This window comes from Streptomyces sp. NPDC096311 (genome assembly GCF_044763085.1).
GTDB lineage: Bacteria > Actinomycetota > Actinomycetes > Streptomycetales > Streptomycetaceae > Streptomyces.
Genome location: NZ_JBIWFN010000010.1, coordinates 68,514 through 82,019 on the forward strand (window position 1 = coordinate 68,514; position 13,506 = coordinate 82,019).

A 13,506-nucleotide genomic window follows, 5' to 3' on the forward strand; every position below is an offset into this window, starting at 1 on the left:
CCGGCCGGAGGCGAAATCAGGAGACGATGTCCTTCCTGCTGAACCCCCGGAAGGCGAGGGCGAAGAGCACCAGGGCGTACGCCACCGAGACCGAGGTGCCCTTGATCATTCCGGCCCACTCCAGCTGCGGCTGCGTCGCGTCCGCCCACGCGTACTGCCAGTGCGCGGGCAGGAACTCCCGCCAGGACCCGAGGGCTGTCACCGCGTCCAGCACATTGCCGACGACGGTCAGTCCCACCGCCCCGCCGACCGCGCCCAACGGCGCGTCCGTGACGGTGGAGAGCCAGAACGCCAGCCCGGCCGTGACGAGTTGGGAGAGGAAGACGAACGCGACGGCGATCGCGAGCCTGCCCACGGCGCCGGTCGGCGGCACCGAGCCACCCGCCGGGCTCTGCAACGGCTGCCAGCCGTAGGCGATGATGCCCACCACCAGTGACAGCAATGCCAGCAGCACGATCGCCGCCAGGCTGAAGGCCAGGGCCACCACGAGTTTGCTCCACAGCAGCCGCCGGCGGGGCACCGGCGCGGCGAGCAGATAGCGCAGGGACGACCAGTCCGCCTCGGAGGCGACCGTGTCGCCGAAGAACAGCGCCACCGGTACGACCAGCAGGAAGCCGGCCGAGGCGAACAGCGTCGCGGCGGCGAAGTTGGGCCCGGACACGGTCGTGGTGTCCATCAGATCGACCCGGTCCGCCTGTCCGGCGGTGCTGGTACCGGCGATCGCGAACGCGGCGACCAGAATCAGGGGGATGGCGGCGAGCACCACGGCCATCACCATCGTGCGGCGGCGCCTCAACTGCCGCACGGCCTCCACCCGCAGGGGAAGCGTACGGCCGGCCCGGTAGCCGGACGCAGTCTCCGTCGGCGCCGTCACGAGGTCCGTCCTCCGGCACGTGAACCGTGGCGCGACGACCGGCTCGACGGTCGCCCGGGCCGGTCGTCGCGGGTGGCTTCCAAGTTCATGCTTGAACCGTAAAAGCCGTGAGCAGGCAATTCCTGCGGCCTACAGGTGGATTTCGGGGACGCCTCAGGGTGTAGACCGACGCATCCATGTACCACTGACGGAGTACGGCGGAGCCCGGTCGGTGACCGCGGCCCGCCGAGCGGGGCGCGGTGCAGGCCGACGAGTCACGCCCACCGCGGTCGCGGGAACGGTGCTGCGGATGTGTGGCGGCAGACGAGCCTTGCATCACTACCCCCTTGGGGGTAGTGGCCCCACTCCCCAGTGGTAGCCGGTCACCGTCAGGTTCGTCCCGTGGACCCTCGCGCCGGGAGCGCCCTGCTCCGTAATGTGCGGACATGGTTCCCGGCCACGTAGCCGGCGCCGCGATCGTCGTACACCGACGACGCGGGTTGCGCCTACGGGCACGCCCACACATGGGCCCCTATCTGTCGCCGAAACGAGAGAGCGGGCATGTCTGCCGAACCCCCCGAGTCAACTGATTCTTCTCCTGCCAGGCCCGCGACGGCTCCGTCCCGGCGCACGTTCATCGCCACGACCGGCGTTGTCGGCGGTTCCGCGGCGGTGGGTGGCCTGGTGACGGCGTCGCCCGCGTTCGGCGCGGAACCGGCCGCCGCCCCGCAGGCCCCGCCGGGCAGCCGTCTTTCGCTGAGCGTCAACGGGAAGCGGTATACGGTCACCGTCGACAACCGGACCTCGCTGCTGGACCTGTTGCGCGAGCACCTGGGCCTGACCGGTTCCAAGAAGGGCTGCAACGCCGGTGCCTGCGGGGCCTGCACGGTCCTGGTCGACGGACGGCGCGTCAATTCCTGTCTGACGCTGGCGATACGACTGGAAGGGGCCGAGGTCACCACCGTCGAGGGCCTGGCCGACGGGGACCGACTCCATCCGCTGCAGCAGGCGTTCATCGACCAGGACGCCTTCCAGTGCGGGTACTGCACCCCCGGCCAGCTCATGTCCGGCGTCGGCTGCGTCCAGGAGGGACACACCGGCTCCGCGGAGGAGATCCGTGAGTGGATGAGCGGCAACATCTGCCGCTGCGGGGCCTACGTGAAGATCGTCAAGGCGGTCCAGCAGACCGCGCACGGCAGGGGATGAGGCGGCCACCATGTATCCCTTCTCCTTCACCAAGGTCTCCGACATCCCAGGCGCGCTGGCCGCCGGGCGGCGCGGCGGACGCTACATCGCCGGCGGCACCACGCTCGTCGACCTGATGCGGGAAACGGTCGAACGCCCCGGCGCCCTCGTGCGCATGGCGGAAGCCGCGGCTCATCCGAAGGTGCGCGCCCTGTATCCGGTCGTCTCGCAGGCGCTGGAACTGAGCGCATCGGCCCAGTTGCGCAACATGGCCACCATCGGCGGCAACATCATGCAGCGCACCCGCTGCACCTACTTCCGCGACGTGACCGCGGACTGCAACAAGCGTGAGCCGGGCTCGGGTTGCGCGGCGCTGGACGGCTACAACCGCACCCACGCGATCCTCGGCACCTCCGACCACTGCGTGGCCACCCATCCCTCCGACGCGGCGGTCGCCTTCGCCGCGCTGGAGGCGACCGTCGACCTGCTGGGTCCGGACGGGAAGGAACGCAGTGTGCCCTTCGCGGACTTCCTGCTGAAGCCGGGCAGCACCCCCGATCACGAACAGGCTCTGCGCCAGGGTGAGTTGATCACGGCGGTGGCGATCCCGGCCCATCCGCGCCCGCTGAAGTCCGGTTATCTGAAGGTGCGTGATCGTCAGTCGTACGAGTTCGCGCTGACCTCGGCGGCCGTCGCCCTGCACATCCGGGGCGGAGTGATCCGGGAGGCGAAGGTGGCCGCCGGCGGCGTGGGCACGGTGCCGTGGAAGCTGCCGGCCGTGGAGCGGCACCTCATCGGTGAACGGCCCTCCAAGTCCCTCTGGACACAGGCCGCCGAGCAGGCCGCCGACGGGGCCCGCCCTCTGGAGTACAACGGCTTCAAGGCCGAGTTGCTCAAACGCACCGTCGAACGTCAGCTGCGCATCGTGGGAGGTGCCGCATGAGTCCCCAGCCGCAGGCGGCCGTCGGTGCGCCGATGTCCCGGGTGGACGGGCGGCTGAAGGTCACCGGCCAGGCGACCTACGCCGTCGAGCACGACATCGAGGGTGTGGTGCACGCGGTCATCGTCGACAGCGGCATCGGCCGCGGCCGGATCACCGCCATCGACACCCGCTCCGCACTCGCCCAGCCCGGTGTCCTGAAGGTCATCAGTCACCTCAACGCGCCCACGCTGCCCTATCTGCCCAACCAGGACCTGAGCAACCCGCGGGGTGAGCGGCTGCACGTCTTCCAGGACGATCAGGTCCGTTTCCACGGTCAGCCGGTCGCGGGCCGGATCGTCAGCCCCAAACTCGCCGACAGCCAGGCCCACGGCGGGATGACCGGCGGTATCGGTCAGGCCCTGCTGGAGCACACGGTCACCGACCACCGCGACGGCCGGATCGTCAACGCCAACCTCGCCGACTACCTCGTCCCCGTCAACGCCGATGTCCCCGACCTGCGGGCGATCTACCTCGACCGCGAGGACGCGCACCTCACCCCCATCGGCGTCAAGGGCCTGGGGGAGGTGGTGATCGTCGGTGTGGCACCGGCGATCGCCAACGCGGTCTTCCACGCCACCGGGCGTCGTGTCCGCGAACTGCCCATCACGGCCGAGGCCCTTCTCTGAGCCTGGGCCGCCGCCGCGCACCTCCCCCGGCGCGGCGGCGGCCCGTCCTGCCCTCACTTCGGGAGACCCCGCCATGCTGAACATCGCGGACACGCTGCACCGTTGGTGCCACGAGGCCCGTCCCTTCGCCCTCGCCACCGTCGTGCAGGTGAGCGGCAGCGCACCCCTGCCACCCGGCACCGCACTCGCCGTGGACGCCGGCGGCAACGTGGTCGGCAGTGTGTCCGGAGGCTGCGTCGAGGGAGCCGTCTACGAGCTGTGCCGGCATTACAGACCCCGAGCGGCATGCCGATGACCGTCCACAGAAACTCCCCGGATGTTGGAGCGCGCTGGGTGACGGCAGGTTCACAACACGACGCACGTCACCGGCCACCACAGCCACTCTGACTTCAACCTTGTACTGAAGTTAGCAACTTTAACTTCAAGCAACAAGTGATCCAGCAGGTTTCTTACTTCACACTTGTAGTGTCGGCGAGCTGTCGGAGCGCACCGGCCACCCGCGTCCGGCCGCCTGCGCAACCGTGCCATCGAGTCTCCCCAACACGCCCCTGACCTGGCCTTCTTATTGGATCTCGGGCGCCTGCGGGGCGCCGCCGCACACCCGCCGAGACAGCCGATCGGCGCCTCGTTCACACGTCGTTGAGCGTCGGCCGCGCAACCGCGCCGACAACATCGGACAGTTGACGGCTCGCCGCCGGTATGTAGTCTGTGCCCAGATGACGCGCCGCTCACAACCGGCTCGTTCGCTCACCCGAGACCGTCTGGTCACAGCCGGCTCGTCCTCTCCTGCATGACGTTCCTCTCGGGGCCGCCGCCCTTCTCACGGCGCAAACGTCTGCGTTCTCTCCCAACCCACTTTCACGGAGGCTCTCCCATGCCCCGCACGTCCCCCGTCACGTCCCGCCGCGCCGTCCTGGGCGGCATGGCCGCCGCCGCGCTCACCGTGGCCGCCGCCGGTACGGCATCGGCCGGCACCGGCGCGGCCCACAACCGCACGAAGGGCTGGCCGGCCGAATTCCCGCTGCCCAACGGGTTCTTCCCCGAGAGCATCGCCATCGGCAGGAAGCCGTACGCCTACACGGGCTCGCTCAGCACCGGCGCCATCTACCGTGCGGACCTGCGCACCGGCAAGGGCAAGGTCATCTACCCGGGTGAGGTCGGCACTGTCGCCCTCGGCATGCAGCTGGACCACGACGGGCTGCTCTACTACGCCGCGGGCGGCGGCACGGCCCGGGTCCTCGACACCTCCACCGGCAAGCTCGTGAACAGCTTCGAACTGGCCCCCGCCAAGGGCCACATGATCAATGACGCCATCCTGCTGGGCGACCGGGTCTGGTTCACCGACTGGAGCGACGCCGCGCTCTACGGAGTGCCCCGTGGGCACCGCGGACGGGTGCGCAGGCTGCCGCTCAGCGGCGACTGGGTCCAGGTTCCCGACGTCCTCAACGCCAACGGCATCGTCTCCGCCCCGGACGGGCGTGGCGTGATCGTCGTCAGCAGCCAGCCCGGCAAGCTCTACCACATCGACCTGAGCACCGGGTACGCCACCAAGATCACCCTCAAGGGCGCGGACGACGTCGTCAACGGTGACGGCCTGCTCCGGGTGGGATGCCGGCTCTACGTCGTGCAGAACCGGAAGAACCTGGTCAGCGTGTTCGACCTCGACATGAGGGCGCGCAAGGCCACGCTGTGCAGGACCATAACCGACCCCCGGTTCGACGTCCCCACCGCCGTGGCCCGTTTCGACAACCGCCTCTACCTGGTCAACGCCCGCTTCAACACGGCCCCCACGCAGGACACGACGTACAACGCCGTCTCCGTCCGGCTCTGACACCCGGCTGGGGCCGCCCCGGTCGCAGACGGGGCGGCCCCGCCCTTGATCGCCACCCACCTCTTCCGCTCATATGTGAGCAGTATGCTCATACGTGAGGCCCTCGAACGTACACTGGGCCGCACGGAGGGCCGACGGACCTCCGCAGGAAGAGGAGGTGGCGTTGGTTTCTCAGCGTTCCGCGGGTTCGCAGGACCCCGCGGATGAGCATCGTGTGCGTCCGGCGGTGTCACTTGAGGCGGCGATCGTCGCGCGCCGGTACTACATCGACGGCATGCAGAAGAGGGAGATCGGCGACGAGCTCGGCCTCTCCCGGTTCAAGGTCGCACGCCTGCTGGACGACGCCCTGGCGAGCGGGATCGTCCGCATCTACGTGGACATGCCCGCCGACATCGACCTGCCGCTCGGCGAGGAACTCGCCCGCGCCTACGGCATCTCACGTGCCCTCGTGGTGCGCACGGTGCCGTCCGCACCCGAATCCACCGGCTCGCTCATCGGTACGGCGGGCGCCGACTACCTCAGGAGCATCCTCGACGGCAGGGACGTGCTCGGCATGTCATGGGGCGCCAGCCTCACCAGCGTCGTCAACGCGGTGACCGAGCTGCGGCCGGTGGACATCGTGCAGATGGTCGGCGGCGTGCGTGCCGCCGGACTCGATGTCAGCGGATCCGAGCTCGTGCGGCGCCTCACCGCCAAGTCCGGCGGCCGCGCGTTCCCGCTGCACGCGCCGCTGTTGGTCCGCTCGGCGCGGACGGCGGCCGCGCTGCGCTCCGATCCGAGCCTGTCGGACACCATCGCGCGCTTCGCCGACGTCACGGTCGCGCTCGTCGGCATCGGATCGTGGAATCCCCCCCGCTCGTCCCTCCATCAGGAGGTGACCGAGCCGGAACGGGCGGCCCTGCGGCGGGCGGGCGCGGAGGCCGACATCTGCGGCCTCGTGCTGGACGCCGACGGCAGCCCGGTGGAGTCGGAGCTCAATTCACGCACCATCGGGATCACCCTGGAGGAGCTCCGCAAGGTGCCGACGGTGCTGGCGGTGGCCAGCGGCGCCGACAAGGCGGGGGCCATCGCGGCGGCGTTGCGCAGCTCGCTCGTCTCGGTGCTCGTCACCGACAGCGACGCGGCCGCCGCCCTGCTCGACCGGTGACGGACGGCCGGAGCGACGGCCGGGCCTCGCGGGCCCGGCCGCGCCTGCCCACCGGCGCCGTTCAGAGGGTGATGACGACTTTGTGCGCCGCACCGCCGCGCACCGTCTCCAGCGCGAGGCCGTAGTCGTCGAGGGGGAAGCGATGCGTGATGAGGTCGTCGGTTCGCGCACGGCCCGAGCGCAGTGCGGCGAGGGCCGCCGGGAACGAGTCGATCTCCGCGAAGGATCCCTTGATCGTCAGCTCTCGCCTGAAGATCTCGTACGGCGAGACCTGGATACGGTCGTTCTCGTCCGCGACGCCGTAGAGGAGGGCGGTTCCGCCGTTGCGCGTCAGTGCCACCGTCGCCTCGCTCACCCTGGCGACGCCGGTGGCGTCGACGACGATGTCGTACCCACCGCCGCCGCTGAGTGCGAGCAGGTCGGCGACATCGCCCGCCAGCCGGCCGCGGTCCATCTCGTAGGTCGCGTCCACGCCCAGCGCCGTCGCGGTCTTCAGCTGGAAGTCCACCGGCGCGGCCACGGTCACATGAGCGGCACCGGAGCTGCCGAGGAGCTGAGCCAGCAGCAGCCCGGTCGGCCCGGCGCCGAGGACGAGGGCCTTGCTTCCGGGCGTGGGGCGCACCACGTCCACGCCGTGCATCGCGCACGCCGCCGGCTCGGTGAACACCGCGAGGTCGGGGTGCATGCCCTCGGCCGAGAAGACCGACTCGACGGGCGCGACGACGTACTCGGCGAACCCACCGGGACGGTTCGAGCCCATCCCTTTGATGTGTTCGCACATCAGCGGGCGGCCCTCGCGGCAGAACGGGCAGTTCCCGCAGCTCGTGTTGGGGTTGATGACCACCTGCTCTCCCAGCTGGAAGCCTTCCGCCCGGTGGCCCAGGCAGTCGACCACTCCGACGGTCTCATGGCCCGGGATCATGGGGTAGGCGGCCAGGAACTGGCCCTCGTGCAGATGGAGGTCCGTTCCGCACACCCCGGTCTGGGTGACCTTGACCCTGACCTCGCGAGGGCCCGGCTCCGGGGTGGGAACATCCCGGACGGCGAACTCACGGGGGGCGCTGTAGACGACTGCCTTCACTGGGTTTCTCCTCTGCGTGAATGGTGACGGGGCGGGTCGGCTCCGGGGCGGGTGCAGGTGTCGGCGGCGACGAGGGACGCCCCGCGCAGCAGACCGGTCAGCGCCTGGCCGTCCAGAGCCCGAAGCGTCTCGCGTCCGAGCAGGCCGTGCTGGTGCAGGTGGGCGAGGGCGCCGGACGCTGGCCAGCAGGGCCACCGGAACGTCAAGACGCCCCAGGCCGACGGCCACGTTGAGGCACGACCCGCCGGGGTGCGGCTCGTACGCGGCGGTGCCGTGGACGCTCGACGTCGGGGTGAGGTCGACGAGCGCGTCTCCCGCGACGACGACGGCCGGCACCGCGGCGGGTACGGCACTCACCTGGACGTCTCCCGCACCGCGTCCTCGAAGGTCGCCGCCGCTTCGGCGGTCAGCTCATCGGTGAAGAGCTGTTCGGCGACGATCGGCGCCATGGTGAAGCAGTCGACACCCTGACGGGCCAGGGTCACCATCGACGGCACGTCCGGGATGCTCGCCAGCAGCACCTTGGTGCGGCTTGCGGTGGCGGCGAGGACCTGGTGCATGGCCAGCACATCCGCGGGGCCGTCCCGTCCCTCGGCCGTGAGACGGCGCAGGTAGGGCGCGATGTAGGTGGCGCCCGCGGCCGCGGCGACCAGGGCCTGGCCGGGGTTGTACACGGCGGTCAGCAGGGTCGGGATCCCCTCGGCGACGAGCTGCGTACAGGCGGCCGTGCCGGCGCGGGTGGCGACGAGTTTGACCACCACCTCGTCACCGAGCCCGCGCAGTGCCCTGCCGCGTTCGACCAGCGTCGGCGTGTCCTGGCCCCAGGCCTGGAAGAACACCTCCCGGGCGCCGGCGGCGGTGGCCCAGCGGTAGATGTCCGGGATGTCGGCGACGCCGCGGGAGGCGCGCTGAAGGATCGTCGGGTTGGTGGTGAGACCGGTGAACACTCCGGTGGCCAGCAGCGCCTCGGCGGCATGTCGGTCGGCGGTGTCGACGTAAAGATGCACGAGCGGTGTACCTCATGAGTTGGTCGGACCAGGACCTGTCCGGCGGATCAAGTCGTAGGAAAGTGGCGGGGCTGATGGGTGCCGGTGAGCGGGGTGTGGTGCGTGCAGCTGCAAGGCGGAGGAGGGCGTCGAAGCGATGGGGGTCCCCGCGCCCTTAAGGCAGTGGGGGAGTGCGTGCCACACCCCGCGCCTGCGGCATGATCGGCCGGACAGGTCCTAGGAGAACCACATGCCGCCGTCGACCACGATCGACTGACCGGTGATGTAGGCGGCGTCGGGCGAGGCGAGGAAGGAGACCACGCCGGCGACGTCGGTCGGCGTTTCGAGCCGCCCGAGCGGGATGGCCTCGATCATCGCCTGCATCGCGGTACCGGTGGGCTGGCCGAGGCGACGGGTCATGGCGTCGTCGATGGAATCCCACATCGGCGTATGGACGACCCCGGGGCTGTAGACGTTGGCCGTGATGCCGTGCGGGGCGAGTTCCTGGGCGACGGACTGGGTGAGGCCCCGGACACCGAACTTCGACGCCGCGTATGCCCCCTGCCACTTCCCGCCCCGGTGGGAAGAGACCGAGGCGGCCCCGATGAGCCGTCCCCCGGTGCCCTGGTCGATCATCCGCCGGGCTGCCGCCCGGTAGCAGTGGAAGACCCCCGCGAGGTTCACCTCCATGGTCTGGCGCCACTGCTCGGGCGTGGTCTCCAGCAGCGGTGCGGTGATCGCGACCCCGGCGTTGGCGACCATGACGTCAATGCCTTCGTAGGCTTCGGCGTGCGCCGCGGCGGCAGCCTCGACATCCGACAGGACCGCCACGTCCACTACGGCGCAGCGAGCGGTGCCACCGGCCTGGACGATGTCGTGGACGACCTGATCGGCCGCGTCCTGGGCGGACGGCAGGTCGGTGACGGTGACGGCGAAGCCGTCCAGGGCGAGTCGCAGCGCGATCGCCCTGCCGATGCCGCGGGCGGCGCCGGTGACCATCGCGGACTTCGCGGTGGGCGCGCTCATGGGTTCACTCCCAGGTGGTGGTTGTGGTCGCATCTGCCAGTGCCTCTCCGGTGAGCGCGCGCAAGGTCGGCGCCAGTTCGCGGTAGGCGCGTCGGAACATCGCGAGGTGCGCGGTGTAGGCCGAAGGGCTCGTGGGCTCGACGACGTCGATCGTGCGGGGCTCGGCGGGAGCGAAGGCACCGTTCCCGCGGCCGATCCCCTCAGCGGCCAGCAGTGCCGCTCCGGTCGCGCTGTGCTCATCGACATCGGTCACGCGCACGGGTACGCCGATGACGTCCGCGAGGATCTGCCGCCACAAGGGGCTGCGCAGTCCGCCGCCGCCGGCGACGACGGAGCGCGGCACGGTTCCCGCCGCGCTCACGGTGTCCAGGCAGTCCGTCAGCGCGAACGCGACGCCCTCCATGACCGCGCGGGCCAGATGGCCGGCGCGGTGGTCAAGGGTGAGGCCGAGGAAGCAGCCGCGCGCCGCGGCATCCATATGAGGCGTGCGTTCACCGGCCAGATACGGCAGGAACAGCAGCCCTTCGGCGCCGGGCGGGACGGCCTCGGCCGCACGCGCCAACTGCCCCACGATGTCGTCCTTCACCAGGTGCGCGCTGTCCGGCTGTGCGTCGGGGAGTGGTGCTGTCATGGTGTCGGCCAGCCACTTCAGGGCCAGGCCCGCCGTGAGCGTGGCTCCCATGAGCAGGTAGCCGCCGCTGGCGGCACAGAGGGTGTGCACCCCGGCCGGCGGGTTGTCGGGCGGCGCGGTCGCGGCCTGGACCACGGTGCCTCCGCTGCTGATCGCTATGGAGGTGTCCCCCGGCCGGGTCAGACCGAGAGCGAGAGCCGAGGTGGCCTGATCACTGGCGCCCGCGACCACCGGTGTCCCGGCGCGAAGCCCGAGCGCGTCGGCGGCCGCGGCCGTGATCCCGCCGACCACGGTGGCGCTGTCCACGACCGGCGGCAGTTTGTCGAGGTCGACGCCGAGGGCGTCGGCCATGCGCGGCGACCACGCACGCCGCTGAATGTCGAACAGCAGGGTGCCGCAGGCATCGGAAGGCTCCGTGTGGACCTGGCCCGTCAGCAGGTACCGCAGATAGTCCTTCGGCAACAGTGCGCAGCGGCTGCCCGCATAGATCTCGGGTTCGTGCTGCCGTACCCATGCCAGGTTCGGCCCGAGCAGCCCGGTCGAGGCTGCTGTTCCCGTCACCGCGCGGACGGCGTCCGCCGCGAGCGCGGAGTCCAGCCCCCGCAGTTGGGGCACGCAGCGCCGGTCCGGCCAGATGATCGCCGGCCGGAGCACTGCGCCCAGCCCGTCCACGAGCACGAGCCCGTGCATCTGCCCCGTCACCCCGATGCCCGTGACGTCCTCCGGGCTGATGCGAGCGCTCCGGACGGCCGCGCGCACCGCACCGGCGACGGCGTCCCACCACGCACCGGGATCCTGCTCGCACCACCCCGCCCGCGGCGAGGACAGCTGGTAGGGACCGGATGCCGAGCCGAGCGGCTTGCCGGAGCCGTCGAGGAGCAGCGCGCGCACGCCGGACGTACCGAGATCCAGGCCGAGCCATATCGCCAACGCAGACTCCTCGTGCTCCTATGAGCAAAACTCGCTCGTATGCGTATCGTACGATGCGGTATCGAGCAGCGCGCAGTCAACACCCACGTCACACGACGAGGCGTCGCCCGGATCCGGTCACGCGGGGCGCTCGGCAGCGGTCGGCGAGACCACCCCGGGCGCCTGGGCGTCCCGGCGCGCCGGGCTGCGGGCAGGCCCGGCCGGAGCCGGCGGCGAAGGGAGCGCCGAAGGCGGAAGACCGGCCGGCTCGCGGAGCCACACGCCCGGTCTCACGGCGGCCATGACGCCCGATCCGCGTCCACGCCATCGAAGGCGGCTCGTGCGGGCGCCGCGGCCGGAGGCGGGGGCGGGGTCGTCGCCATGGCCGGGGGCGCCTTGTGAACATCAGACCGTGCCGGCGAGGCGCCCCGGGGCGTGGACGGTCAGCGGCGGGGGGGGGGCGCCCCCCCCCCCGGGGGGGGGGGCGCCGGGCCCCCCCCCCCCCGCGGGGGGCGGGGCGCGACGGCGTGGCGCGCCGCCGGGGGGGGGGCGCCGGCCCGGGCGGGGGGGGGGGGGGGGGGGGGGGGGGGGGGGGGGGGGGCGGGGGGGGGGGGGGCGCCCGCCCGGCCCCCCCCCCCCCCCCCCCCCCCCCCCCCCCCGCCCCTGTTGCGCGGTGCTCAGTCCGTGAGGAACGGCGGCCGGGTGAGCGCGGCGAAGACGGACTTGGTCTGCAGGTAGGGTTCCAGGCCCTCCGCACCCAGCTCGCGGCCCCAGCCGGACTGCTTGTAGCCGCCGGCGGGCAGGGAGTTGTCGAGAACGTAGTGGCAGTTCAGCCAGACGAAGCCGGCCTGGAGTTTCTTGGCGATGAGGTGGGACTTGCCGATGTCCTTGGTCCAGATCGCCGCGGCGAGTCCGTAGGTGGTGTCGTTGGCCATGGCGACCACCTCGTCGATGTCGTCGAAGGGGACAGCGGTCAGCACCGGGCCGAAGATCTCCTCCTTGAGGACGCGGGCGCCGGGGTTCGGGTCGGCCAGGATCGTGGGCTGTACGTAGTAGCCCTGGTCGCCGACTCGCTCGCCGCCGGTGATCAGCTCGGCGCCCTCCTCGATGCCGCTGGCGATGAGGGACATGACACGGTCGAGCTGCTTCTTCGACACGATCGGTCCGATCTGGGTCGTGGGATCGGAGCCGGGGCCCAGCTTCAGGCCCTTGGCGATCTCCGCGACACCGCCCACGACCTTGTCGAAGACCGAGCGCTGGACGTAGAGCCGGGAACCCGCGGCGCAGATCTGGCCGGAGTGCATGAAAATGGCGTTGGCCGCGCCCGCGATCGCGGCTTCGAGATCGGCGTCGTCGAAGACGATGACGGGAGACTTCCCGCCGAGCTCCAGAGTGACCTTCTTGAGGTTGCCGGCCGCCGCCTTGACGATCATCTTGCCGACCTCGGTCGACCCGGTGAACGCGATCTTCGCCACCTTGTCGTGCGCGGCCAGCGCGGCGCCCGCGGTCCCGCCGTACCCAGTCACGACGTTGATGACGCCCCTCGGGACGCCGGCTTCCTCGAAGAGTTCCGCCAGCCGCAGCGCGGTGAACGGTGTCTCCTCGGACGGCTTGACGACCACGGAGCAGCCGGCCGCCAGGGCGGGCCCCAGCTTCTGCACGGTCAGCGTGCTCGGCGCGTTCCACGGGATGATCAGCGCGCACACGCCGACCGGCTCGCGCAGCGTGTAGGCATGGAACTGCGCCTCGGGCGAGGAGATCTCACTCGTGACGCCGTACAGCTTGGTCGCCCAGCCCGCGTAGTAGCGGATCGTCTCGGCGGCGGTCATGAACAGGGCGTTCGCCATGGATATGACCATGCCGTTGTTCAGCGACTCCAGCGCGGCCAGCTCTGCCGCGTGGTGCTCGATGAAGTCGGCGGCGCGCAGCATGATCTTCTGCCGGGCGGCGCCGGACAGGCCCTGCCAGACCCGCTCGCCGAACGAACGCTCGGCAGCGGCGACGGCGCGGTCGACATCGGCCGACTCGCCGTACGGCGTCGTACCGATCGGTGCGCCGGTGCTCGGGTCGTAGACGTCGATCGTCCTGCCCGACAGCGCGGGAACCCGCTCTCCCCCGATCAACATCAGCTGGTCGCCCGCACCCCGGACGCCGGTTTCCTGGATCGTCATAGTCATTGCGCAGTCCCTTCGAGAGGAGTGACTTGAGGAAATTTACTGCACTGAGTGCAAGTTCGCAAAGAGTGCATG

At 71.0% G+C, this 13,506-nt stretch carries 10 protein-coding genes and 3 pseudogenes; 7 read left to right on the top strand and 6 right to left on the bottom strand.

What is annotated here, in order from left to right; all coding sequences use genetic code 11:
- Positions 1-16: 16 nt before the first annotated feature.
- Entirely contained in the window at positions 17-874 is an 858-nt protein-coding gene (locus ACIRA5_RS25310; protein ID WP_403693971.1) for an ABC transporter permease, read from the bottom strand.
- A 540-nt stretch (positions 875-1,414) separates the two neighbouring features.
- Between ACIRA5_RS25310 and ACIRA5_RS25315 the strand changes: the two genes are divergently transcribed.
- The 7 genes and pseudogenes from ACIRA5_RS25315 to ACIRA5_RS25345 all read left to right on the top strand — a co-directional run bounded on the left by ACIRA5_RS25315 (position 1,415) and on the right by ACIRA5_RS25345 (position 6,624).
- The gene (locus ACIRA5_RS25315; RefSeq protein ID WP_403693972.1) at positions 1,415-2,059 is read left to right on the top strand and encodes a (2Fe-2S)-binding protein; all 645 of its coding nucleotides are present in this window, start codon (positions 1,415-1,417) and stop codon (positions 2,057-2,059) included.
- A 10-nt stretch (positions 2,060-2,069) separates the two neighbouring features.
- A complete protein-coding gene (locus ACIRA5_RS25320; protein ID WP_403693973.1) occupies positions 2,070-2,981 on the top strand; it encodes an FAD binding domain-containing protein in 912 nt (303 codons plus the stop codon).
- Between the two features lie 32 nt (positions 2,982-3,013).
- A pseudogene (locus ACIRA5_RS25325) lies at positions 3,014-3,295 on the top strand (xanthine dehydrogenase family protein molybdopterin-binding subunit); the annotation flags it as partial.
- Between the two features lie 9 nt (positions 3,296-3,304).
- Positions 3,305-3,646, top strand: a pseudogene (locus ACIRA5_RS25330) (molybdopterin cofactor-binding domain-containing protein); the annotation flags it as partial.
- A gap of 73 nt (positions 3,647-3,719) precedes the next feature.
- Positions 3,720-3,911: pseudogene (locus ACIRA5_RS25335) on the top strand (XdhC family protein); the annotation flags it as partial.
- A 609-nt stretch (positions 3,912-4,520) separates the two neighbouring features.
- Positions 4,521-5,477, top strand: coding sequence for an SMP-30/gluconolactonase/LRE family protein (locus tag ACIRA5_RS25340; protein ID WP_403693975.1), 957 nt, complete (start codon positions 4,521-4,523; stop codon positions 5,475-5,477).
- A 214-nt stretch (positions 5,478-5,691) separates the two neighbouring features.
- Positions 5,692-6,624: a sugar-binding transcriptional regulator gene (locus ACIRA5_RS25345; protein WP_403693977.1), complete on the top strand. Its 933-nt coding sequence runs from the start codon at positions 5,692-5,694 to the stop codon at positions 6,622-6,624.
- Between the two features lie 61 nt (positions 6,625-6,685).
- On the opposite strand, the gene ACIRA5_RS25350 is transcribed toward ACIRA5_RS25345, so the two are convergent.
- The 5 genes from ACIRA5_RS25350 to ACIRA5_RS25370 all read right to left on the bottom strand — a co-directional run bounded on the left by ACIRA5_RS25350 (position 6,686) and on the right by ACIRA5_RS25370 (position 13,434).
- Positions 6,686-7,705 carry a zinc-dependent alcohol dehydrogenase family protein gene (locus ACIRA5_RS25350; RefSeq protein WP_403693978.1) on the bottom strand — a complete coding sequence of 340 codons (1,020 nt, stop codon included), beginning with the start codon at positions 7,703-7,705 and terminating at the stop codon, positions 6,686-6,688.
- 353 nt (positions 7,706-8,058) lie between these two features.
- Entirely contained in the window at positions 8,059-8,712 is a 654-nt protein-coding gene (locus ACIRA5_RS25355; RefSeq protein ID WP_403693980.1) for a transaldolase family protein, read from the bottom strand.
- Positions 8,713-8,928: 216 nt separating this feature from the next.
- Positions 8,929-9,717 carry an SDR family oxidoreductase gene (locus ACIRA5_RS25360; protein WP_403693982.1) on the bottom strand — a complete coding sequence of 263 codons (789 nt, stop codon included), beginning with the start codon at positions 9,715-9,717 and terminating at the stop codon, positions 8,929-8,931.
- A 4-nt stretch (positions 9,718-9,721) separates the two neighbouring features.
- On the bottom strand, positions 9,722-11,278 hold the full coding sequence (gene xylB / locus ACIRA5_RS25365; protein ID WP_403693984.1) for a xylulokinase: 1,557 nt from the start codon (positions 11,276-11,278) through the stop codon (positions 9,722-9,724).
- 656 nt (positions 11,279-11,934) lie between these two features.
- Positions 11,935-13,434 carry an aldehyde dehydrogenase family protein gene (locus ACIRA5_RS25370; protein WP_403693986.1) on the bottom strand — a complete coding sequence of 500 codons (1,500 nt, stop codon included), beginning with the start codon at positions 13,432-13,434 and terminating at the stop codon, positions 11,935-11,937.
- Positions 13,435-13,506: the final 72 nt, after the last annotated feature.